Annotated in this window: 19 protein-coding genes; 4 read left to right on the top strand and 15 right to left on the bottom strand. The window is 39.0% G+C overall.

The annotated features are described in order from the left end of the window. Positions 1–9 precede the first annotated feature (9 nt). Both GUA46_RS13500 and GUA46_RS13495 read left to right on the top strand, forming a co-directional pair. Positions 10–1,464 (top strand): MBOAT family O-acyltransferase, encoded by a 1,455-nt coding sequence (locus GUA46_RS13500; RefSeq protein ID WP_176620930.1) that lies wholly within the window; start codon positions 10–12, stop codon positions 1,462–1,464. A gap of 2 nt (positions 1,465–1,466) precedes the next feature. Further along, positions 1,467–2,426 carry a hypothetical protein gene (locus GUA46_RS13495; RefSeq protein WP_176620929.1) on the top strand — a complete coding sequence of 320 codons (960 nt, stop codon included), beginning with the start codon at positions 1,467–1,469 and terminating at the stop codon, positions 2,424–2,426. Positions 2,427–2,435: 9 nt separating this feature from the next. Here the strand turns inward: GUA46_RS13495 and GUA46_RS13490 are convergent, their stop codons facing one another. From GUA46_RS13490 to GUA46_RS13435, 12 genes are all read right to left on the bottom strand, one after another. Next, positions 2,436–2,681 carry an acyl carrier protein gene (locus tag GUA46_RS13490; RefSeq protein WP_176620928.1) on the bottom strand — a complete coding sequence of 82 codons (246 nt, stop codon included), beginning with the start codon at positions 2,679–2,681 and terminating at the stop codon, positions 2,436–2,438. Positions 2,682–2,702: 21 nt separating this feature from the next. Next, on the bottom strand, positions 2,703–4,196 hold the full coding sequence (locus GUA46_RS13485; RefSeq protein ID WP_176620927.1) for an amino acid adenylation domain-containing protein: 1,494 nt from the start codon (positions 4,194–4,196) through the stop codon (positions 2,703–2,705). Positions 4,197–4,205: 9 nt separating this feature from the next. Continuing rightward, on the bottom strand, positions 4,206–5,306 hold the full coding sequence (locus GUA46_RS13480; protein WP_176620926.1) for a hypothetical protein: 1,101 nt from the start codon (positions 5,304–5,306) through the stop codon (positions 4,206–4,208). Positions 5,307–5,629: 323 nt separating this feature from the next. Further along, on the bottom strand, positions 5,630–6,802 hold the full coding sequence (locus GUA46_RS13475) for a GNAT family N-acetyltransferase (protein ID WP_176620925.1): 1,173 nt from the start codon (positions 6,800–6,802) through the stop codon (positions 5,630–5,632). A gap of 2 nt (positions 6,803–6,804) precedes the next feature. After that, complete coding sequence (locus tag GUA46_RS13470) at positions 6,805–7,779, bottom strand: GNAT family N-acetyltransferase (protein ID WP_176620924.1); 975 nt, start codon at positions 7,777–7,779, stop codon at positions 6,805–6,807. Positions 7,780–7,801: 22 nt separating this feature from the next. After that, positions 7,802–8,947, bottom strand: coding sequence for a GNAT family N-acetyltransferase (locus GUA46_RS13465; RefSeq protein ID WP_176620923.1), 1,146 nt, complete (start codon positions 8,945–8,947; stop codon positions 7,802–7,804). Positions 8,948–8,969: 22 nt separating this feature from the next. Beyond that, complete coding sequence (locus GUA46_RS13460) at positions 8,970–10,166, bottom strand: GNAT family N-acetyltransferase (protein ID WP_176620922.1); 1,197 nt, start codon at positions 10,164–10,166, stop codon at positions 8,970–8,972. A gap of 6 nt (positions 10,167–10,172) precedes the next feature. After that, positions 10,173–11,339 carry a GNAT family N-acetyltransferase gene (locus GUA46_RS13455; RefSeq protein WP_176620921.1) on the bottom strand — a complete coding sequence of 389 codons (1,167 nt, stop codon included), beginning with the start codon at positions 11,337–11,339 and terminating at the stop codon, positions 10,173–10,175. Between the two features lie 33 nt (positions 11,340–11,372). After that, a complete protein-coding gene (locus GUA46_RS13450) occupies positions 11,373–12,320 on the bottom strand; it encodes a GNAT family N-acetyltransferase (protein WP_176620920.1) in 948 nt (315 codons plus the stop codon). A gap of 11 nt (positions 12,321–12,331) precedes the next feature. Beyond that, on the bottom strand, positions 12,332–13,369 hold the full coding sequence (locus GUA46_RS13445) for a GNAT family N-acetyltransferase (RefSeq protein ID WP_176620919.1): 1,038 nt from the start codon (positions 13,367–13,369) through the stop codon (positions 12,332–12,334). A 7-nt stretch (positions 13,370–13,376) separates the two neighbouring features. Next, complete coding sequence (locus GUA46_RS13440; RefSeq protein ID WP_176620918.1) at positions 13,377–14,312, bottom strand: hypothetical protein; 936 nt, start codon at positions 14,310–14,312, stop codon at positions 13,377–13,379. Between the two features lie 5 nt (positions 14,313–14,317). Beyond that, a complete protein-coding gene (locus tag GUA46_RS13435; RefSeq protein WP_229418511.1) occupies positions 14,318–15,709 on the bottom strand; it encodes an MBOAT family O-acyltransferase in 1,392 nt (463 codons plus the stop codon). Between the two features lie 336 nt (positions 15,710–16,045). On the opposite strand from GUA46_RS13435, the gene GUA46_RS13430 reads away from it, so the two are divergent. Together GUA46_RS13430 and GUA46_RS13425 are read left to right on the top strand one after the other, a co-directional pair. Then, positions 16,046–16,657: a formyltransferase family protein gene (locus tag GUA46_RS13430; RefSeq protein ID WP_176620916.1), complete on the top strand. Its 612-nt coding sequence runs from the start codon at positions 16,046–16,048 to the stop codon at positions 16,655–16,657. A 12-nt stretch (positions 16,658–16,669) separates the two neighbouring features. Further along, on the top strand, positions 16,670–17,308 hold the full coding sequence (locus tag GUA46_RS13425) for a sugar transferase (protein ID WP_108244240.1): 639 nt from the start codon (positions 16,670–16,672) through the stop codon (positions 17,306–17,308). Positions 17,309–17,349: 41 nt separating this feature from the next. Here the strand turns inward: GUA46_RS13425 and GUA46_RS13420 are convergent, their stop codons facing one another. From GUA46_RS13420 to GUA46_RS13410, 3 genes are read right to left on the bottom strand one after another with little or no spacing between them, the layout of a single operon-like run. Then, positions 17,350–18,402 carry a GNAT family N-acetyltransferase gene (locus GUA46_RS13420; RefSeq protein ID WP_176620915.1) on the bottom strand — a complete coding sequence of 351 codons (1,053 nt, stop codon included), beginning with the start codon at positions 18,400–18,402 and terminating at the stop codon, positions 17,350–17,352. Positions 18,403–18,421: 19 nt separating this feature from the next. Next, the gene (locus tag GUA46_RS13415) at positions 18,422–21,034 is read right to left on the bottom strand and encodes a GNAT family N-acetyltransferase (protein ID WP_176620914.1); all 2,613 of its coding nucleotides are present in this window, start codon (positions 21,032–21,034) and stop codon (positions 18,422–18,424) included. Beyond that, entirely contained in the window at positions 21,024–21,677 is a 654-nt protein-coding gene (locus tag GUA46_RS13410) for an acetyltransferase (RefSeq protein WP_176620913.1), read from the bottom strand. The genes GUA46_RS13415 and GUA46_RS13410 overlap by 11 nt, the downstream gene beginning before the upstream one ends. Positions 21,678–21,690 lie beyond the last annotated feature (13 nt).

Below are 21,690 nucleotides of genomic sequence, written 5' to 3'. Positions count from 1 at the left end.
GAATATATTATGTTGTTCAACTCCCTTGAGTATTTTATTTTTCTGCCGATAATGTTCCTTTTGTACTGGTTCGTTCTTGGTAAGGGATTAAGACTTCAAAATACGCTTGTTCTTGTTGGAAGCTATTTTTTTTATGGGCTCTGGGACTGGAGGTTTTTGTTTCTTATAATTGCCAGTACGGCCGTAGATTATTTTGTGGGCATCATGATCCACAGGAACGAGGGCGATAGGCCAAAGCAGAAATTGTGGTTATGGGCAAGTGTCATTTTCAATATATCCTTGCTCGGTTTCTTTAAGTACTATAATTTTTTTGTGGATTCCTTTATAGACCTATTTGAGGTTATGGGATATTCCATCAAAAGTACTTGGACACTCAAGATTATATTGCCAGTGGGGATTTCCTTCTATACCTTCCAAACGATGTCCTACTCCATGGATATTTATTACAAAAGAATAAAGCCTTGCCACGATTTTCTATCCTTTGCGACCTTTGTTGCATTCTTTCCACAATTGGTGGCTGGTCCCATCGAGCGGGCTTCTAATTTATTACATCAAATTACGAATAAGAGAACGTTTAACTATAATCAAATAGTAAGTGGGCTGAAACTCATTCTTTGGGGACTTTTTAAAAAGTTGGTGATAGCGGATGGCATAGCGCCGATTGTGGATGATATTTTCTTGAATCATGAAACATATCCCGCATCCACCCTGATATTGGGTGTAACACTATTCAGTTTCCAAGTTTATGGTGATTTTAGTGGATATTCCGACATAGCCATTGGTACGGCCAAATTGTTCGGAGTGGAATTGATGTCCAATTTCAAGTTCCCGAACTTCTCAAGAAATGTTGCCGAGTATTGGCAAAGGTGGCACATATCGCTATCCACTTGGTTTAGGCACTATGTATATATCCCGCTGGGAGGATCGCGTGTGGGCCAAGCAAGGGCATTACGAAATATCTGTATCATATTTTTGGTGAGCGGATTTTGGCACGGTGCCAATTGGACCTTTATCTTTTGGGGAGGTTTCCATGCCTTAGCGTACATTCCTGTGTTTTTAATGGGAAGAAATACCATTTATAAGGATAATGTTGTAGGTGAAAATTCTTTCTTTCCCTCCTTGATTGAATTGGGCCAATTGGTACTTACGTTCGGTATCGTTACTTTTTCCCGTATTTTCTTTAGGTCCGAATCGTTGACAGACTCCTTCAACTTTATAGGGAGAATATTCAGTGACTTTAGTTATGCACCGTATGAGCATCCCAATGGGTATCGTATGTTGGATTACTTTATCCTTCTGGCCGTATTTGTTCTTTATGAGTATCGAATCCGAAGAGATGAAAGGAATCCGTTCCAGTTCAAATCGAAGTCTGTCCGTTTTTTAGCGTATGCCCTGGTCATTTTTGCCATGCTATTGTTCTACGATAGTGGTTTTGATAGATCGTTCATATATTTCCAGTTTTAACCATGAAAAAGTTAGTCATCAAATTAGGGGTTTATGCTTTTCTCATCCTGATTTCCTTGGAAGTCTTAGTCCGGATATTTTATCTCGGAGAAGATAAGCCATCCCGTTTTGTGGACGAAAACAGGGTTGAAAAATGGAGACCGAACCAAGAGGGGTATTCTGTTACCGGTAATAGAAACCAAAACTTTGTACGATATAATATAAATAGTTCAGGTTTTAATTCTTACCAAGAGTTTGAGCCCACCGAAGATGGTTATGAAGTTGCCTTGGTAGGTGATTCCTTTATCGAAGGATTTCACCAGCCCTATAAATCTTCTATAGGCAGAAAAATAGAATTGGAACTAGGGGAAAAAATAAAAGTGTTTGAATATGGTTATGCCGGTTATGATATGGCAGACCAAATGCATTTGATCCATGCCTACCGGGAAGACTTTGAGTTGATAGACCGCATATATATCAAAATGAAATTCTCCAACGATCTCAATAGGGGAGAGTATTATATACAGAGCGAAAGGTTGAATTTGGAGTCGCCCTTGAACAAAGCCTTAAAAAAAAGTAAGTTGTTGGTGTACCTCTCGGAAATAGGAGCACTGACACCGGTTAAGAACATGATCAATGATGCCAGGATGTTGGTGCAGGGTTCAAGCAGGTCAAAATCGGTAACACAGCAGAAGACGGAATCAAAAGATAAAATGTTCCTTGAAAACTTTAAGAATTTAGTGGCCCTGTACGGATATGACAAGGACAAGACCGTTCTGTTGATGGATGTGTCCACAACGCCAAAACTGTTTTTAGACTATTTGGATACCAATGGTTTTGATTACATCGATTTTGGACAAAAGCTCAACAATGCCGATCGTAATACCACTTTGGTGTACGATAGGCATTGGAACAATTTTGGACGTACCTTGATTGCGGAACTATTGGTAGAAGATTTAAAAGTCGCCGGTATTATCAACTAGTTCATAAATCTAAGCCTGTCTATTTTCTATGGCCTTCACCAAATCGGCCACTCTTTCAAGGCTCATTAGGTCCATTAAAGAGAACTTCATGTCATATTTCTTCTCGACCTCATTGATGAGCATCATGTGTGTCACGGAATCCCAACCGTCAACATCGTTGGCCGTGGTGTTCCCATCGAGCTCAAAATTATCGTGACCAAGGGTCTCTATGAATATTTCTTTAAGCTCAGTCAATATCTTTTCGTCGTTTGTCATTGCTTTGTAATTCTATTTTATTTAAAAAAGTGTTCTAAGTTTCTTCATATCAATTTTATCATTGACACTGTGAGGCAATTTGTCTACAAATAGGAACCTTGTTGGAATCATATATGGAGGTAAGTTTTCCTTCAAATATGAAAGGGTAGGTTTCAAGTCTATTTCCTTCGAACAAACGGCAAGACCGAGTTCGGTATTTCCGTTCCCGTCATCCAAATCGATTACCGTGATATCCAAGCCCGGTAATTTTTTCTTTACGTGGTATTCAATTTCCCCCAGTTCCACACGGAACCCTCTTATTTTAACCTGAAAGTCGGCACGGCCCACATACATATAATCCCCATCTTGATCACGATAACACATATCGCCTGATTTGTAAAACCGTAGAGATTTACCATTATGTTGTTTTTCAAAAAAGACTAGCTTGTTCCTTTCTTCGTTTTGGATATAACCAGGGAACAATTGCTCCCCCGCAATACATAATTCTCCCGTTTGTCCATCTTCTACTTCATTGTTGTTTTCATCGATGACCAAATAGGTGGTATTGTCAAAAGGTTTGCCTATGGACACCACTCCGTTTTCCTCTTTGTTGTTCCCTTCTTTGTCAAAGAGATAACCTCCACAATATATGGTGGTCTCGGTAGGGCCATAGTAGTTGATGATCTGGGCATTTGGAATACATGCGTTCCACTCCTTGCCAATATCACTATAGAGTTTGCCTCCGGCAAAACAGGAATATCGGACGCTTTCACTTCGAATTTCTTTGAAATAAGGTCTTAGGAAATGAATAATTGAGGGAACCATGATCAACAGGGTAAGTTGGTGCTCGGATAACAATTTAATGATCTGAAAATACTTGATGCTATCCTTTGGCACCGTATATACACAAGCTCCTTTTAACAAAGGGGCAAGGTAGGATACCACAGACATGTCAAAGGTCAATTCGAACATTTGTAGGCAACGGTCTGTCTCGGAAAGCGAGAAGGAAAGGTTGTTGTCAATGGCATTGGCAAAACCGTTCAGGTTCTTGAAACTGACCGGAGCCCCTTTAGGTATGCCCGTACTTCCCGATGTAAAGATGACATAGGCAATATCGTTTGGCTCCACTTTTTTGGGAGCAGAAAGGTCATTATTATCAACCATATCCAGCGTATGGGTTGTAATGACCTTAAACCCCTTTTCAAAATACGGTGATGGTGAAGAGTCCATTACAAACATTGAATTGGTCTGGGCAAGAATCTCTTCGTTTCTTGATTTGGGATAAATGGGATTGATGGCAACATAGGCTTTCCCCTCGAACCAAAGCGCAATGATAGCCGCATAGGTCTCCAAGTCATCATTGGTGATCAGTCCCACATATTTCTCAGATAATGGTATTTCTTTCTGTATGGCCACTCTAATTGCCGTTATGGCCGTACCCAGTTCCCGATAGGTATAATGATTTCCGTTGATAAAAAAAGCATTTCGGTCACTGTGTACCTCAATGGAATTTTGAAGGGTCTCGAGAAATTTCATATTGCTGGGTTAAATAAAGTGTCCATCCTGTTCGGCCAATTGCGATACCTGTAGTTCTTTGTGCAAGGTATTATGTGCCATGGACTTTTTGGTTTGACGATAATGATAAAAAACGGACAAGGTCTTGGTGAAATGTTCCGCCAAAGTTTGATTGTCCGTGAACATATAAGAAATGTTCAATTTGTATAGGTTCTTATATAAACAAGCACATACCATTGGCATATCGGCATCGTTGGCAATACAATATTTCATATAGGCCGTACTGTGTATGTAGTGGAAGGAAATAAAACCGATCGACTTCCCATCACGGTACACAAGAAAGCTGACAATGCCTATCCTCTCGGCAAATCCCTTAATTTTTGAACCATCCATTTTACCATGGTTCCATGGTTTTGATACATACTGCCTAGGGTCCAATTGCCAATTGATTTGGGCCAAACTTTTTGCAGCCAAGTCACTTTGGATGTAAGGTTGAATAAAATTCCAAGCCTCTCCATCCAATTGGTTCATATACCTGAGGTCTAAATCCTTTGTCAGAGTATTTATCCGTGAACTATTGATGGCATTATAGTATTTCATTGAAATGGATTCCACCCAACTCGTAATGGGGCTCAACCATTTGGGTAAATGTAGCTTTTGGTTTACCATGTCCTTGGCTGCCCCTATAAAAATGGTGTGCCGGTCCATGGTTCCGATGACAGTGAAAGGTTGCTTTTTATAAAAGGTATCGGCATTTTCTTCATAGGCCTTGGTCAATGCCATGTTGTTGCTCAACCGTAGGGCTTCACTAAAAACATAGGTAGAGACAACAGTACTTTTGACAGAAGGTGCCGCCCACCATTGCACTATCCAGTATATCTTAGTTCCGGTATCTTGGTCGGGTGAAGACAGGAAATCCGGCACCAAGTGGGCAAAACTCAGTAGTTCCCCTCTTGAAACTGCCATTACGGCCAAGAGATCGTTTTCATCAAGTCCCGGTTTGTCCAAGAGCCATTGTGCCTTGTTCAGGGAAAAAGGTAATTGATATGTACGCTGGTCCTGTGGGGATTGAAGATATTCTCGTAGTTCTTTTTTAGTCAAAAAAACTACCTGTAGATCATTTTTGTTCATAAGCCTTATCCCTGTTTCAAAATGTTATTTGCCAATGGGGTAAAGCACCATGATTTGGTCTGGCCCATATCAATAAGTATAAAATGATTTATCATAATAAATAAGTTCAGGAAAAGACAATTTTGGGGAGTATATTGTCATCTTTTTTTATTGATAGGCTTTTAATTAAGCCAGCCTAATTCTTTTATTTGTCTATATGGTTTAAAAATAAAAAGAGAAATTATCAATAGGGATATTTTTATGATATAATGCTCAAATTAGACGACATAATTTATTTAATATGTTCCTAATTAATCTAGCCAATAGTGGTTTGTTTAATTTTATTAGCGTGTTAGTTCGATGAATTTATCTTTTCCTTGGTAATTATATCCTACCAAAAAGCCTCTGGAATTGCTATTGGCCTTATATACTTTGATTTTTGAGTAGCCCAAGGTATTGGTATAGAGAAAATCGTTAATAGCCTTTCTAAGCCCTTCTATCTGTTCCACCTCTTTGGGAGTTAACAGCGTTAGCATTTGAAAGTCGATGTGACCATTGACTGCTTCAGTTGAAAAATCAACTTCATCCAAAACTATTTTCTTTGTTTTATCAAAATTGATGAGTTCAATAACCCTATCACGGAGTTCGTTCATTTTTTTTGATTTTAGATATTCCTTCAGACGAACCTTCCAGAGTTCAATCTTACCGACCAACCCTAGGAAAAAATTTTCTTTTGGGGTTATTATCCAGTGAGAAAACTGGTAGATATGGTTGCTCCATTTTCTTTTGTAATCCATTCCGCCGACACCCATTTCAAATAATTTATATCCATTGGATAGGCACCACTCCAGCTGTTTGTAGATTTCTACATGGCCAAGGCCGAACTTTCCGTAGTCAAGGTCGTATGACGATACCGAACTGAAAAGAACTGGACCCATATGATAATTTAAGGATATCTCTATGGGTTTGTTTCCATCATAAATCACAAATAACGAGGCCTGCTTGTTTAAGATTTGTTGATAGGTGTTTTGTTTTAGTCCTTCCCATCTCCACATTTCTTTATGGGTCTCTTCGCGTTCTTGAAACCGTTTCTTGATCATATCACGTAGTGAATCAAAAACAGCGTTGTAAATCTCCTTTTCAAGTTCCCCATGATACAGCTTGTATGATATTGGGAAACAAGTTTCCAGTCTGTTGACATAACGTCGAATGATACTCCTTGGCTTTGATTTGAACTGTGAAGATAGGTAGTCATCGATGGAGGAGCAATTGGAGAGATCAATGGAATACCCCCAATTGTATTGATCAACAGTTCTGATGTTGCATGAGAATAATTGGTCAACCGTAAAATAGGAGGGGACTAAACGACACGAAATTGCATTTTTGCCCTGTTGAAGCCATGTATATCCATCCTCTTCTAAAGAGGTGTCCATTATTTTGGCATACATCAATTCCATGGGCAAGTTCCCCCGTTCATAAAGGGATTGAAAGATATTTATGTGTTTTACTTTGCTCATGGTCAGGACTCAGATATATTTTTTTGGGAATGATTTTTTTTAGCACTTAGCAGACCTTTGACCCTATATTTCCAAATAAACCATCTTTTGGCCAATTGGTGCACCTGTAGTTTTTTTAGGAATCGGATTCCATAAAAGCGAGAGGTGTTCAAGGTCCAAGAAAGTAAAGCCCGCAACCTTGTTCCAATATTTTTAGGGTCGTACAGGTCTATTTGTGTATAAGTGTACGAAGTATTTACCCATTTTCTTTTGTGTAAAAAATCGCCCCGGCCCATATCTACACGGGTGATACCGTTATCAAAGCACCAAGCCACGGCCTCTATCATAATTTGGTTTCCCGGCCCATATTGGGAGTAGTCCATATCATATGCAATATTGAAAAGATAAAGCGTATCTCCATAAATAAAACCGATGCCCAAAGCTATGGGGTCGTTCCCATCGAGCAAGGAAAAAATCACAGCTTTTTTTTCTGGGAGCAATTTTTGGAACATCTTTTTATAAAGGGGCAAGAGTGGAATCTCATAGTTGGACACTTCCTTTTGCTCAAACCGCTTTTCCAAGAACTGGCCCAATTTTTCAAATAGCATGTCCAGAGTTTCTCTTTCTGTATTTCCGTAATAAGTGACCTTACGGGCAAAGGTTTCCTTGATAAGCTTTTTACCTTGCCTCCTTAGATTTCTGGCTCCTTTTGCGTTAAAACGTGCCCTGAAATAATCTTCGAAGCTATCGTGTCCGTTTAATTCTATAAGATAACCTTGGTATAGAGGAGAAACAAGCCTGCTATGGGAAGCAAGCGATTCCATAAATTTTACCGGTTGATGGTCGGGCACATCGATTATGGTGTAAGTCTTATCCTTATCTTGGTTTTCGCCCAATGACACCTGATATCTCCCCTCGTCATCCACCTTGCCCGTAAGGACAGGTTTTATGATATGGGAAGGCCCCAAAAGTATGTCAAGAAGAAACCTAGCTCTCATTGGTCTGTGGTTTTGGAAGGGATCAACTTACCTTTAAAAAATAGTAACGGTCCTTGATATGGATATAGTATTCCATGGATTTTTCGTTTTTTAAGAACACTTGTATCTGGTCGAAACGGCATCGATGTTTATACGCTAGCTCAATAATCGGTGCAATCAGTGATTTGTTTTCTTTTAGGTTTATCCGGGCATTTTTTTGGATTATTTCGATGGCTTCTGTTTCTTTCAAAGGTAAAACCACATAGTTGGCTTTGTCAAGATGTTTTGCTCTTCCTGTTTTTGTTCGCTGTATGATTTTGTCCAGCCCTATATATTTTAATTTTTTTACCATGGTGTGCTTAAGTCGCAAACTTGTTAGGGTACCGCAAAACTTTAGCCGGTTCCATAAACTTGAGCTCCCGTTTACAAAAACCAGGTTGTTGGCATACGTTCTGTCCGACCATTTTTCCTTGATGTAGGCATATCCTTTTAGCAGGTCGTATGCGATGTAGCCTTGATTTATGAACCAAGAAATATTTTGCCACATGTCCAATTTTCCCAATCGAAACACATCATAATCCGGATTATACGCACTGAGTATGTAAAAGGCCAGTTTGTCCTTCATCATATTGATCCTGATACTGATGGGTTCTCCATTTGCATATATGACGAATAATGTTGCCCGATTTTGCAATAGCATTGGGTACAGATCTGCCTTTATTTCGTCAAGATGCGGCAGTTCATAGTTCTCTTCGTTCTTTTCTTTGAACCTTCTTATCATGAGTGTTCTAAGTTGTTCAAAGATTTCATTGTACCATTTTTTATCGATGTTGGCTTGAAATACTTCATATCGGATATCAAAACATTCCTCCAAGCGTTTTTTATACCTTCTAAGGGCAGACCGGGTTTTTGGACCAAAATGTTGCTCCATGTATTGGTTCCCATCCAAATATCGCTCGAGTTCTATTACATGCGTATGTTGAGTGGTAATGGTATGGATTGAAAACTTTTTCTGATGTTGACCTAATATCAAATTTACGTAACCGGGCACATCTTGAAGGACAAAGGACTTATTTTCTATCAGTAGTGGTTTGGCTGATTTTTTTTCATAGAGTGGAAGGCCATTTCTGGAGTCCAACACCTTTTCGATGGCATCAGGAAATCTTTCATCTGCTAATAGCGATCTCAAAAAGATGATTTTATTGGATGGTTTATTTCCCATGCTTTTCCACTCTGTTTTTGAAAATGACTTTTCCTAAACTGTCGGGGCATTCCAAAATAATTGAATGCTCATCGTCCAAACTGGTGTAGATTTTGAGATGCTCCAGTTTCTCTTTGGAAAGGTACAAAAAGTGATATACGGCTCGTTTGCCATAGGGTTCGTTCAAAGAGTCTATTCCAGTTTGCGAGAATCTTTCCTTGTCCATTTTTGCCCATTGTTCTTTGTCCAGTTTTTCCAATTGGTATAAGGGCTGAATTCTCTTTTCCTTTCTTTTGGGCAAGAATGGGATTCGGTGGTAAATGGCTCTTAATCTTGAAATGAATGGGTAATAGATGTCAAATTTTAGTGAGAGCGAGAGCCAAGTTATTAAAGGACTTATTATAGAAAAAGGTCCTTGTTTGGCAACCGTTATATGATTGGCATAGAGATAGGTATGATCGGCAAAACGAAGTTTATACTCCATATTTTCCCGTAAAAGGTCATAGATTTCGAAGCCCATCTCAAAACACCATTGTAGTTGGATCATAATATCGATATACCCCAGATAAAACTTGGAGTAATCAATGTTGAAACCCCTGACATAGCCAAAAACCAATTGTTTCCAGATATAATTGAAGGAAATGTGTATAGGCTCATCACCATGGTAAATTACGATCAAGGATGCTTTTTTTTCTCGAATAAGTCCTTTTCCTAGTTCCTTGAATCGATCCCATTCCGTGAGGGCCATATGGTTCATTTGCTTTTCATCAAAACGCGTGGTGACCATCCGTTTCAAGGTGTTCATCAATTTTTCATAGGTATGATCCTGTATCTCACCATAATAATATTGATATTCTATAGGGAATACCTTTTCCAAGGTTCTTTTGTAGGCTCTTAATCTTGACGCTCTTTTGGAACTCAATTTGCTTTTTAAGAAATGGTCAAGGTCATTGTATTTCTTTAAATCAATATAGGAACCTTCAAAAGTAGCCACTGATTTTTCCCATTTTTTCTGGCCGTTTTGAGCAAAAGAAATATTCAAGTATCCCGGTACATCAGTATAGAGCACATTTTCTCCAATGGATTCCTGCCTATCGTTGGTGTTTAGATACACCTTGCTAGGATCATTTTTTAGGGAGATAGACCTTACATGCTCGGTAATACTGTCTTTTTCGAGTAGCTCTGCTAAAAAGGAAACGTTCTTCATATTGGTCTATAGCTCCTTAAATATCAGAACTTCTTTCTTGGATATCATTTTTATATGGTCCTCATTTAAATAAAATTTCAAGGAATCCATGGGCTCTCTGTTGTGATAACAATAATCACAGATGGCTTTTTGAATATATTGGCTCTGTATTTCATTGAAATGTACTCTTTTCTCCTCAACGCTAGTGGTACTACCATCTACAGGTATCTTTTGAACTTTCAACAAATTTCTGGATATGTTCCTAGACCTTTTGGGATTGGATGATTTAGCAAGTCTTGTTGCGTGATAGATAAAATAAAAAAGTTTTAGCCCCAAAAAAACGGAATGGCCCCAAATGCGATTTAAGCTTCCTTTCTTGTGGTATATGGTTTCGACCAAAAAAGGGTAGGAGGTATCTGCAAACCTATTTTTGTAGCTGTATTCACCTTTCATAAAATCGAACACTTCAAATCCTTCATCAAAAGACCACTTTATGACATTGAGAAGTTCAATGTGTCCTAGACTAAATTTGGAATATGCCGAATCAAAGGTTTTGGTGAAACCATGAATAATTTTTCCCAGTATATAGTTCAGACTTATGGCGATGGGCGTATCCCCGTTATATATGACCGAAATGCAAGCCTGTTTATTGCGAACAAGTTCCAAGGTTTTTTCTCGGTATTCCGATAGCATAGGATCAGTAGCGGATTGTATCCCCTTTTGTTTAAAACGCCTAGCCTGCATTTGCTCAAAAGCATTAAAAACTATTTGGTATTGTTCTTTTTCCATGGAACCATAATAGATCTGATGCCGGATGGTAAAACACTCATTCAGGAGATTCTGACATTTGGCAAAATGAGACCGCCCTTTTTGATCAAAGGTCTTTTTTAAGTACTCCTCGTAACTTTTATAGGCCGATAGTTTTATCAATGAGCCAGGGAAGGTCCGGACTTTTTTAATGATTATATCGGTTCCAAGGTCCAGTTCCGTATCAATATAATTAGGCACACTGGTTAGTACCATGGGCCTTTGTCCACCGTAGTTAGGATTTTCTTGGGGAAGCTTTTTTTGATATGTCAAATTGCCGGTAAATGAATTCCTTATCCAGCGATACAACTTGTCCGCTCTTTTTTCAAGAAGAACAAGTTCATGAAAATCGATGTGATTGGATAGTATGTTAAGAATTCTCGACATGATTAGTGATTCTCACCTGTTATAGAAAATAACCTATTTGCGCCATTTATTTATGGTATATAACCATTTGTCTACCTTTATTAGATTTCCCAAAACTCCCATATTCCGAAGCCATTGTAAGATGTCCAGTTTCATTTTTTTAGACTTGGCCCTTATGATGCACACAACGGATTTTTTTGAATATACGATTTCGTGGAACAAACGATAACGATGGTTACACCATTTTTCCTTGTAAGGGTTGGTACCCTTGGAAACGTCATAAATGTCAATATTATTGGAAAGACACCATTCCAGCTGGAACTGCATATGTATATCGCCCAAATTGTATGGTGAATAATCAATGTCGTAGGTTTGGATATGACTGAACATTACATGGTCCACAATGTAGTTCAAGGCAATGCATATGGGTAATTTATCCTTATATATAACAAACAATTTGGCCTCGTCCGCACGTAACTTAGGCAGTGTAAAACCATACAATTGCTGCCAGTGGGCAAGGTCCCTGTTTAGAATACCCTTTTGATCAAACCTTTTGGACAGAAGTTCTTTAAAACGGACGAATGTTTTTTCATATTCAGATTCCGCCAAATCACCGGACAATACCTTATATTCTATCTTCCCCAAGGATTCCAATTTCCTTTTTTTACTCTTAAGATTTTTGATATTACGTTTACTGAGCTGGTCGTTCAAATATTCAGAGAGGTTTTGGTAGGTAAATAGGTTGACCAAATGTCCATCATATTGTGGTACCTTGATAAAGCCATGGTCAAGGGGAACATGTTCTTGAAAATAAAGATAGTCGGGTACGTCTTTGATTATATAAAATGATTTCCCATCTTCTTGATAGATTGAGGGGGTTAGTGATAAATAACGATTCACAAGCAGGTTCTGAACTTTCCCTTGGTGTACGGCATGCAGGGTTTTATTCAGGTATAACTGAAACAGACAATGGTCGGTATAGTGCTTGGGAAGGCCAGTCATTGTTCAACTTTTTACTTAGGTTTGTGTCCCAGTTTATAGCGTATTTTATGCAAGCTTTTATGAATTCCCTGTCTACGCGCCCAGTATTTAAGTTTGAACTTTGTAGCCAATAGGATGGCAATTCCCCTGCTCATCAAGCTCTTGGGATTGTACCAGATATGATAATTTAGCATATAGGAACGATTGCACCATCTCTCCTTATAATCAAATTGACCTTTGGAAAAGTCCAGAATCTTAAAACTGTTTTTAATGCACCAGTCTATTTGCTCAACTATACTGAGACTACCTATCCTATACTGTGAAAAATCGATATCAAAAACCCGTATGACGTCATAGGCATGGTCCTTGGAAAAATTAAGCAGTGTAATGGCTATTGGATTGCCCTGAACAGAGCCAACAAATAAACCAGCCTCCTTATTGCGCATCATTGGTAAAGTGACATCCTTAAAAAAAGACCATTCTTTTGGGTCAAGATTGTTGTTCACCACCTGTTTTTCATCAAACCGGCGGATAAGAAGTTCATGGAATTTTTCAAAAAGGGCATCATATTGGTTTTCTGCTACATCGCCCCATATCATCTGGTATTCCACCGAATATTTCTTTTTCAATTTATTTCCGTAATTCCTCAACTTGGACCGGCTCCGTGAGCTTAGTTGGGTAGTGAGGTATCCTTCGGCGGACTTCTCATTGGTCAAATCACAAATGTAGCCCTCGTATTGTGGTACGGTAATCAATCTAAGGCCATTTGGTATCTGTTTGCCTCGGAACCCAAAATCTGGAACATCGTAAATAAGATAGACCTTGTTATCATTCACAATGGTCATGGACGAGGGATTGGTACTGTAGTGAATACCTTTTGTATTAGTGGCCCCAACATTGTTATATATGGCAAGCTTACCTTTTTTATAAAACGATATTCCTTCAAAATAATCAACATTTATGGTTTCCAAACCTGTTGCAAAGTGTTGTGACCAAATGGAGGTGAAGGTATCCGAAGTATACGGGCCATCAAATGGTGGGGGAATTATATGTTTTTTTTCACTTATCAAGCGGCTATCACTTTTTTATATGAACGGCCATATCCTTGGCCAATTGTGTAGAAAATTGGATAGCGCTCTCAGAATGTAGGTGCGACCCATCATAGGTTTCGTAATCGGGGGTATTTTTGGAATAGTCGAGATAGGGAATTTGATGAATTTTTGTAATGCTGTCCATTGACTTTCTAAAATTGGGGGAATTCTCATTTTCGAAATCAATAATTTCTTTGTCGGCCGGCATTCTAACCAAAATTACCTGTCCCTTGTCCTTAAGGTACTCAATGGTCCTTCCAAACCATTCCCATCTATAACTTTTAGTTTCTTCCTTGGGTAGTCTACGTTGAAAATAGGCAAGATTTTGTCTTTTCCAGTCCATTTTCAAAGCATCGCTCAGGGTAAAGTCACTTCCGGATACCAAGACCTCGTTCCATCCATTGTTATGCGTAATTACATTTCCTGGTGCCCTTTGGGCAAACAGGGCATGGTAAAGCCCCTGTCCATAACAGTTTATGATGTAACTATAGTTGGGATTTGAGTTGAAGTCTTCGGTTTTTCCAATAGCGGCTTTCTCATCCATTTTTTTGATTCCTTCAGCTCCAAAGCCAATAGGGGCAGTAAAGCTACCTGGAGATACACTTAGTATAAATAAGCCTTTGCCATTGGCCTTTATGAGTTTCTTTCTGATGGCTTCCAGATATATCTCTCCATAATAGTACTGGTTAGCTGCAAAATTTATCAATGGCAGATCTATTTCATGATTGATGTTTTTAGTCACCGTTTTGGGGTCAATTCCTTGGTCAGCCCTTGAGAGCCCAATCACCAAACTACCGGCATCTTGGGTATATTTAGGGTAATACATATCCACATAACCTTCGGAAAGTTTATTGACCATAAACGCATATGCCATTGCAAATAGCGTAAAAAACAGAATGAGTTTTAGGATAAAATATCTCATTACAATCAGAATTGAAAATAAATAAAACTCTCTTGCCTATTGATGCCGAGCATCACAATAATGGCGATATATGCCAAGTACATGGACCACCGGGCCCAAATTGGCCGCCCTTCCACCAATTCATATATTCTATTGTTCCCCTTAACAAAGTGAACCCATTGTACACCTACGATCAAAAGGATGCTCAAAAAGAGCTCCAGATAGTTGTTGAGTACATTGATGTGCAAGTTTGGAACAACAAAAAGGTTGCCAATAAAGTGGATTGCCTCCTGTATCGATGCCGATCTAAAGAAAATCAAGGATAGCATCATTAAAGTAAATGATATTGCCCAACCCATAATGGATCTAAGCTTGGAGGGGATGTGCAAACGGTCAAAAATGTTTTTTCTCCATTTGTTGGTAGCCACTTCAATTATCAAAAACAAGGCATTGAGCAATCCCCAGACCACAAATGTCCAATTGGCTCCGTGCCATAGTCCCATAATAAAGAAGACCAACAGTACGGAAACCAACCGATTTAAATGGGCCTTTCTTCTCAAAGGACTATAGAGATAATCCCTGATCCATTGGGTAAGCGATATATGCCAGCGTTGCCAGAACTGCGTAATATTGATTGAGAACAAAGGTCTGTTAAAATTATTGATCAATGAAATCCCCATGGTCTTTGCAGCTCCTATGGCAATGTACGTATAGGCAGCGAAATCAAAGTATATCTGGAAAACAAAAAAGAAAGCTGCCAACAAAGTGGGAAGTCCCTGATGACCGTCTGGATCAGCATACACAGCGTCCACGTAAATGCCCAAACGATCGGCCACAACAATCTTTAAAAAGAATCCCCATGCCATAATGATCATTCCTCTTTTGATTTGGGATATATCGGGAGAAATCGTTTTTTTTAACTGAGGTAACAGCCTAGTGGCCTTTTCAATAGGGCCAGCGACCAATTGCGGAAAGAAAGCAACAAAAAGGGCGAATCTACCAAGATGTTTCTCCGGCCTCATATTGCCGCGGTATACCTCTATAGTGTAGCTCATAGTCTGAAAAGTATAGAAGCTGATACCTACCGGTAACAAGATTTGGTCAATTCTGTAGGACTGTACCTGTTCGGAAGAGGATATCTCTACCCCAAAATATTCCAAGATGCTGTTTGTGGAATCAATGAAGAAAAACAAGTACTTGAAGGCAACAAGGATACCTACGTTGACCACTATGCTGAGCCATAGATAATATCTTTTCCTTCTGGGATCTACATTGCCGATTTTTAGGCCGCAATAGTAGTCCACCAGAGTGGATATGAGCAACAGGATAATCAGATAGGGTTCCGATGCGGCATAGAAATAATAACTTGAAGCCAATAAGAACAGCCACCGTAGTTTATGAGGTAGCAGATAGTACATTAAAAGTACTATTGGAAAAAAAAGTAGGAACTCAAAAGAATTGAAAAGCATGGCTAATCCTTGTGTTTGGAAAACTGTTGGTTGGTTCTTTGTAAAAGTAAGATTAATTGGATATTTTAAAACACCATAGAGTTAATCTAGCAGGTTTCATCGATGAACACACTATTTAAAGGCGTTTGCCATCTTATAGGTAAAATAAGGACGTTCGGCAGAAATTCTTGGTGTATTGTAGTACCACAGATTATCTTAGCAATTGTTGAAGAACCGTATCGGGAATTGGTCAATCAGTTAGGGCATTTCTTTCCTATTTGCGGAAGTTATTAACGAACACTTTATATGGATAGAAACATCAAATGGGCATTTTTATGTAGTTTTTGGGGCAAAAATGCCAAAGATGCCATTGAATGGCACGCTGAAAATGGTCAAATAGATAAAATAGGAATGGTCATTTATGAACAGGAAAATTGTGGGGCAGCCGAAGAGGCAAAATTGAATGGAATCAATCATGTCCATATGCCTTTAAAAGATTTTGACAATAAGAGGGACCATCAAGCTAAAATGATCGATATTTTATTGGAGAAGGGGATAACGCACATTTTCCTTCTCGGGTTCGAACACCTTATCCGAAAGCAAATGTTGGATGCATTCCCAAATAGAATAGCGAATATACACCCCTCCTTGTTTCCTAGTTTTTTGGCTACTAAGACAGCCATACAGGATGCCCTTGATTACGGGGTGAAAGTAACCGGAATCACTACCCATATTATAGATGACAGGTTCGACCGAGGAATCATCTTGTGTCAAGAGCCTGTTAGGATAGATGAGGGAGATACTTTTGATACGCTTTATCCGAAGTTTTCAAGCAAGGGACTTCCATTGATCATTGAGACTATGAGATTGATGGAAAGCCAGAACCAAGGTTTTGATTTGAATAATACAACCAACTAAACTTATATCCCGTTGTACAGTAATTTTTTTAAAAGGTGTTTTGATTTAACCGCCGCATTGGTTGGTTTGATTTTGTTATCGCCAATCTTTATTTTGGTGACCATTTTACTTTGGATCGATTTTAAGGGTTCTCCTTTTTTCACTCAAGAGAGGCCCGGTAAAAATGAGAGGGTTTTTCATATTCTAAAGTTTAAGACTATGAACGACAAAACAGATAAATCCGGAAAGTTGCTGCCCGACAACCAACGTATAACCAAAGTAGGCGCATTCGTAAGAAAGACCTCCTTGGACGAGATTCCACAACTTATCAATATAGTAAAAGGGGATATGAGCTTGGTCGGACCCAGACCGTTGAGAACATACTATCTGCCTTTTTATAACGAGGTGGAGAAAAAAAGACATTTGGTACGCCCCGGTATCACAGGATTGGCACAAATTTCCGGAAGAAATTTTTTGACATGGGAGGAAAGGTTTGACCTAGATGTGGAATATGTGGAGAATATAGGCTTTTTGATGGATGCTAAAATATTGCTACAGACTTTTAAAAAGGCTTTGCTGGGCAAAGATGTTGCTGAGGATCCCAATGCTTTTATTGAGAGCTTTGATGTACACCGCAAGAAACAGCTTGAAGAAGCTGTGAAATCAACCTGAAAAAGTAACTGCCCCAATTTGGTTCTAGTAAGTTTTAGAGGTTAGGGAGTATCAAAATACGAATTGGTACGGTACGCTGGAAAATAATTGGTGTTTAAACTTTCTTTTCCTTCTTTTTCTTTTGCTATTTTGCACAACCTGTCATATACCTCGGTATTGGATATATACTTCCAAACTTTAAAAGGTGCTCTTTTCTTGGAAAAGGAAGCCTTAAAATCGTATAAAGAATCATTTTTACTGCCAACGCCCCCTCCCAGATTAAAGAAATTGAATTTGTCGGACTTGTTTTTGCTCCGCACATGGTCTATAACACCACGAATTGGCGATAAGTGCCTGTAGGCATCTACCGTACCGGACAAGTGATATTGAACGATGTGATTTTTAGTACGGATGATAAAAGCACCAGAGGCAACATCTCCGTTTTTTTTGGAAGTTGCAAATACAAAGCTGGCATCAAAAAAACTGTTGTTCTGTAAAAGTTTGATGAAGTAGGGAAGTTTAAAATAGTACTGGCTACTGGCTCCTACGCGTTCCATACTTTGATAATATATTTCCAAAAACTGACGCGCATCATCTTCAGAATTTCCCTCTCTAATATTGAAAAGCTCTTTGTTTCGCTTTATGTATCTTTTTGTAGTCTTTGAGTATTGTTTTTTATGTCCTGTGGATTCCATTAGGTCAAAATATACAATATCGCCTAGGGACTCGATTTCTCCCATATGCGAAAGCAGCTGTTCTTGATCATCGATAAAAGGGTTTGTACTTGAAAAAATGCTGATGATCTTATCACCCAGGAAGTACCCGAGCATTTGTTCTTTCCAATCTTGAAAATCGAAGTGGGAGGGAAGGTGGGAAATCAATGGTCCAGCATATCCATATACCGATGTAGCGTCAAAAAAACCACTGCCATTGATGGGCCTTATTACCAAAGGGAATGCGATGGACGTATCACCGGAACTGTAGAAAAGAAGCTTTGCCACTTCATTGTCCTTTATGCAGACCTGGTGATAATCATAGGAGTGATAAAAGTCCTTTTTTTCAAAAGAACTTATTATCGTGTTCCATTCATTTTCCTCTGTAATAACTTTAAACATACAATAGCTTGGTTCATCTCTATGATGAAGGTTTCATCCGGTAAAGCGGAAAAAAGGAACCTGTCTCTTTTTCGTTCACAGGTCCACAGACCAACTCACAAAGTTCATCGTATTTAGTTTTATTTATGATTTTCCGCCCCGTATAAAAAACACGGTCAGTGGAATTTGGAAACAGGGATTTCTTGAATTTGTACAATCCGTCCCCATTGGTGATGCCCCCACCAAGAATATAATGGCTCTTTCCTTTTTCAATGCCCCAGCGGATGACCTCTACCCGCAAGTAGTCATTTGGACGACAATTGAAATAATCCGATAGGGTGCCACCCAGATATGCATACAGACAATCGTTGAGGTGAATAACAAGTTCTGTGGATATGGCAACATCATCCTTATAGACAAGTATTATGGTAAAATTTTCCTTATTGTTGAGAATCATTTTCTCAAAATGTTCCAAAGAAAAGTAGAGCATTTTAGAAGCCCCATTCCTTTTCATGGTACTTACATAAATGTTGTAAAATGTAGCTATATGATGGTCTTCAATAGCTGTTCCTTCATAAAATTTTATGGTAAGGTCTTCCTTTTCTGCCTTACGATAGTTGTTTCTTACTTTGGAAACAAAGGAATCCCATTGTTCTTCAAAATTGTTCATCAATGGACCAAAAACATTGTTCAATGTTGATACCGTTTCACCAGAATAATTTTGGTGGTTACCATTTAAATGAAACCGAACGAACTCTGAAACCACATTGTTTTTGGAGTACCACTCATCGACAAGTTCCCAGAACTTTTTGATTATCTGTTTATTGATACCCTCTTCATAGAGCGGTCCATTGTAGCCATAGGGAGAAATGATATCATAAAAAGGTTTTTCTGAAACTTCAATTTCTCGCAATATCATAGGCATTACTATGGTTGATGCACCGTTTACCTTAAAGTTGAACGCTATGATCTTGTTGTTGTCCGATTTGTGATGGGACAAGTATTCATATAAATAATATGGATTGTTATTCCATTCTGTTTTTATCAGATGCTTGTAGGAGTCTATGCCTTCTTGCTGGTTCAACTGAATGATGTCGAGCTCGAAATTATATGGGGAATCATCAACTAAAAAATCAGAGAGCATTTTCGAAAAGGCAATGATTCTTCCGCAATGCTCGACATGCCAAACTGCTTTGCCGCCAATAATGTTGCCGGCCAATAAAGGGCCTATGACATGAAGGTTCTCAGCGCCCTCAAACTCGTTGTTCACCCGTATGCCTATCTCGGATTCATTTGCCTGAATCCTATTTTTGGAAATCAGACCAGCTATCAATTTTGGAATATTAGGATGCGAAAGCGTAATCCCACTAATACAATTGATAACAATATGTATTGGTTTCTCAACAGTTTGAGGCAAATTGTCCTGATCTGTATATACAAGCTCATATCCCGAAGGGTTTGGAATTATATCCGCGAATCTACCGGCAATGTGGGTAAACTTTTTTTTCTTTTTTAGAATCCTTGCCACGTTGGCATAATGTTCCCCTGCGCATCGCTGTCTTCTGCCTATCTGGTTCCCATAATGACAGGCGAATCTTTCCAACTCATCTCGGTCGAGCTTTTCCAGGAGCGCCCCAAATTTTTGGGATACAATACCAACGGTACTGGAAGCACCCAATTTTATATTATCCGCTAAATCTAGATCTAGATATACGGCTTCGGCAATTTCTGATGCCTTTAAGGATTCTTTTTTATTTAAACCATCCAAATGGACAGTTTTAAACTGCTTTAGCTTAGTATGGTCTATTTTTGAATCGGGTAGGAGTCCTTGAGTGGATATCATGTAAAAATGGTTGATCCTTTCCTTGATATCCGGATGGTCGTTGAGCTGGTAAAGCATTTCTAGACCACTGGCATTGGCTCCTATAATGGAAACATTAATGGCTTCTTTGGATTGAAAAGCGAAGTCCCTGATACTTTCAATGGTTTTCGATAACCTTGGTTTGTAAGGGTCATTGATCAAGAGGAAGTTGTCTTTTTTAAATCGTTTCTTTCTTTTCCACAAGTAATTGGAAGGCAAAGAACCAATGGCCAAGATGGCCTTTTCTGCAAAAATGGGGGATTGCTCCTTAAAATGGATTTCCCATGCTCCTTCATTTTGTGCCAAGTCGATTACCTTACCTCTGATATATGAAACTGAGACTTCTTTTTGCTTTTCTAGGGCCTGTACAACTGTCCCTATTTTTTCGTCCATGTAATAACCAAAGAACCTTCTTGGGATAAAGAGGTCTTCCCATTGGTTGTTCTCTAGTTCATAATGGTGTTTTTGTATCCATTCCAGAGACAATGGCCCTCCTTGTTCCTCAAGCTCATTCAAAAGCCGTTGTTTGTTTTTGTTGAGCCATTCTATAAACTCTGACAATTCGGGTTCCGGCAAAAAGTTTTTGAGTGAGGTGATCAGCAAGGTCGTGCTTCCCGACCTTTCACCATAGGGAATCCCACTATGGAAGGTTTCAAACTTTTCCACAACAGCAATTCGAGTTGTGCCACCATGTTCTTTTTTCTCCAGTTTCTTGAGGGTATGGTACAAGGTGAAAGTTGACGAAATTCCCGAACCAATGAATGCAAGATTGAAAGGAATTTTATTTTCCATTACTTTCGTTTAAATTTTGATATCTGATAATTTTCGCAGGATTTCCTACAACGACCGCATTGTCCGGGACATCCTTTATAACGACACTTCCGGCACCTATGGTGCACCATTTGCCGATTTTTATTTTTGGTATGACCACGGCACCGGCTCCTATGAACGAACCCTCTCCGACCTCAACATGACCTGTAAGTGCAACTTTGGGGGCTACGTGTACAAAATCAGCTATGTAATTGTCGTGATCAATACTTGCCGAAGTATTTACTATAACATGTTTTCCAATGGTTGTATTGGGTTGAATTACCACTCCGGCATATACTACCGTCCCGTCACCAATACTGCTCTCTTTGCTTATGACAGCAGAGGGGTGTATCAATGTTTTAAAAATAGCTTTTATTTTATGGGATAGTTCCGCCCTTGTTTTATTATCACCAATTGCAATGACAAAAGGAGCCCCTTCATGGGGAAAGTCCTCGGAAGATAAAAGCCCAATCTTGACAACTCCAGAATCCCAATGCACACTATCGGATGGATGGTCATCAAAAATTTCAATGATTTTGTAGGCAGTAAGTTCGGCTACATCCCTTATTACCCCGGAATGTCCCCCAGCACCGTATAATCTTATATTTTTATTTTGACCTTCCACTACGTTTAAATGT

The sequence above is a fragment of the Flagellimonas chongwuensis genome (assembly GCF_013376415.1).
GTDB classification, from domain to species: domain Bacteria; phylum Bacteroidota; class Bacteroidia; order Flavobacteriales; family Flavobacteriaceae; genus Flagellimonas; species Flagellimonas chongwuensis.
This window is presented reverse-complemented; position numbering and strand designations above follow the sequence as displayed.

What these genes read in the sequence shown, in the direction of transcription:
- GUA46_RS13500 (WP_176620930.1), top strand. Translation starts at nt 10, where the DNA reads ATGTTGTTCAACTCCCTTGAGTATTTTATTTTTCTGCCGATAATGTTC.
- GUA46_RS13495 (WP_176620929.1), top strand. Translation starts at nt 1,467, where the DNA reads ATGAAAAAGTTAGTCATCAAATTAGGGGTTTATGCTTTTCTCATCCTG.
- GUA46_RS13490 (WP_176620928.1), bottom strand. Translation starts at nt 2,681, where the DNA reads ATGACAAACGACGAAAAGATATTGACTGAGCTTAAAGAAATATTCATA.
- GUA46_RS13485 (WP_176620927.1), bottom strand. Translation starts at nt 4,196, where the DNA reads ATGAAATTTCTCGAGACCCTTCAAAATTCCATTGAGGTACACAGTGAC.
- GUA46_RS13480 (WP_176620926.1), bottom strand. Translation starts at nt 5,306, where the DNA reads ATGAACAAAAATGATCTACAGGTAGTTTTTTTGACTAAAAAAGAACTA.
- GUA46_RS13475 (WP_176620925.1), bottom strand. Translation starts at nt 6,802, where the DNA reads ATGAGCAAAGTAAAACACATAAATATCTTTCAATCCCTTTATGAACGG.
- GUA46_RS13470 (WP_176620924.1), bottom strand. Translation starts at nt 7,779, where the DNA reads ATGAGAGCTAGGTTTCTTCTTGACATACTTTTGGGGCCTTCCCATATC.
- GUA46_RS13460 (WP_176620922.1), bottom strand. Translation starts at nt 10,166, where the DNA reads ATGAAGAACGTTTCCTTTTTAGCAGAGCTACTCGAAAAAGACAGTATT.
- GUA46_RS13455 (WP_176620921.1), bottom strand. Translation starts at nt 11,339, where the DNA reads ATGTCGAGAATTCTTAACATACTATCCAATCACATCGATTTTCATGAA.
- GUA46_RS13450 (WP_176620920.1), bottom strand. Translation starts at nt 12,320, where the DNA reads ATGACTGGCCTTCCCAAGCACTATACCGACCATTGTCTGTTTCAGTTA.
- GUA46_RS13440 (WP_176620918.1), bottom strand. Translation starts at nt 14,312, where the DNA reads ATGAGATATTTTATCCTAAAACTCATTCTGTTTTTTACGCTATTTGCA.
- GUA46_RS13435 (WP_229418511.1), bottom strand. Translation starts at nt 15,709, where the DNA reads ATGTACTATCTGCTACCTCATAAACTACGGTGGCTGTTCTTATTGGCT.
- GUA46_RS13430 (WP_176620916.1), top strand. Translation starts at nt 16,046, where the DNA reads ATGGATAGAAACATCAAATGGGCATTTTTATGTAGTTTTTGGGGCAAA.
- GUA46_RS13420 (WP_176620915.1), bottom strand. Translation starts at nt 18,402, where the DNA reads ATGTTTAAAGTTATTACAGAGGAAAATGAATGGAACACGATAATAAGT.
- GUA46_RS13415 (WP_176620914.1), bottom strand. Translation starts at nt 21,034, where the DNA reads ATGGAAAATAAAATTCCTTTCAATCTTGCATTCATTGGTTCGGGAATT.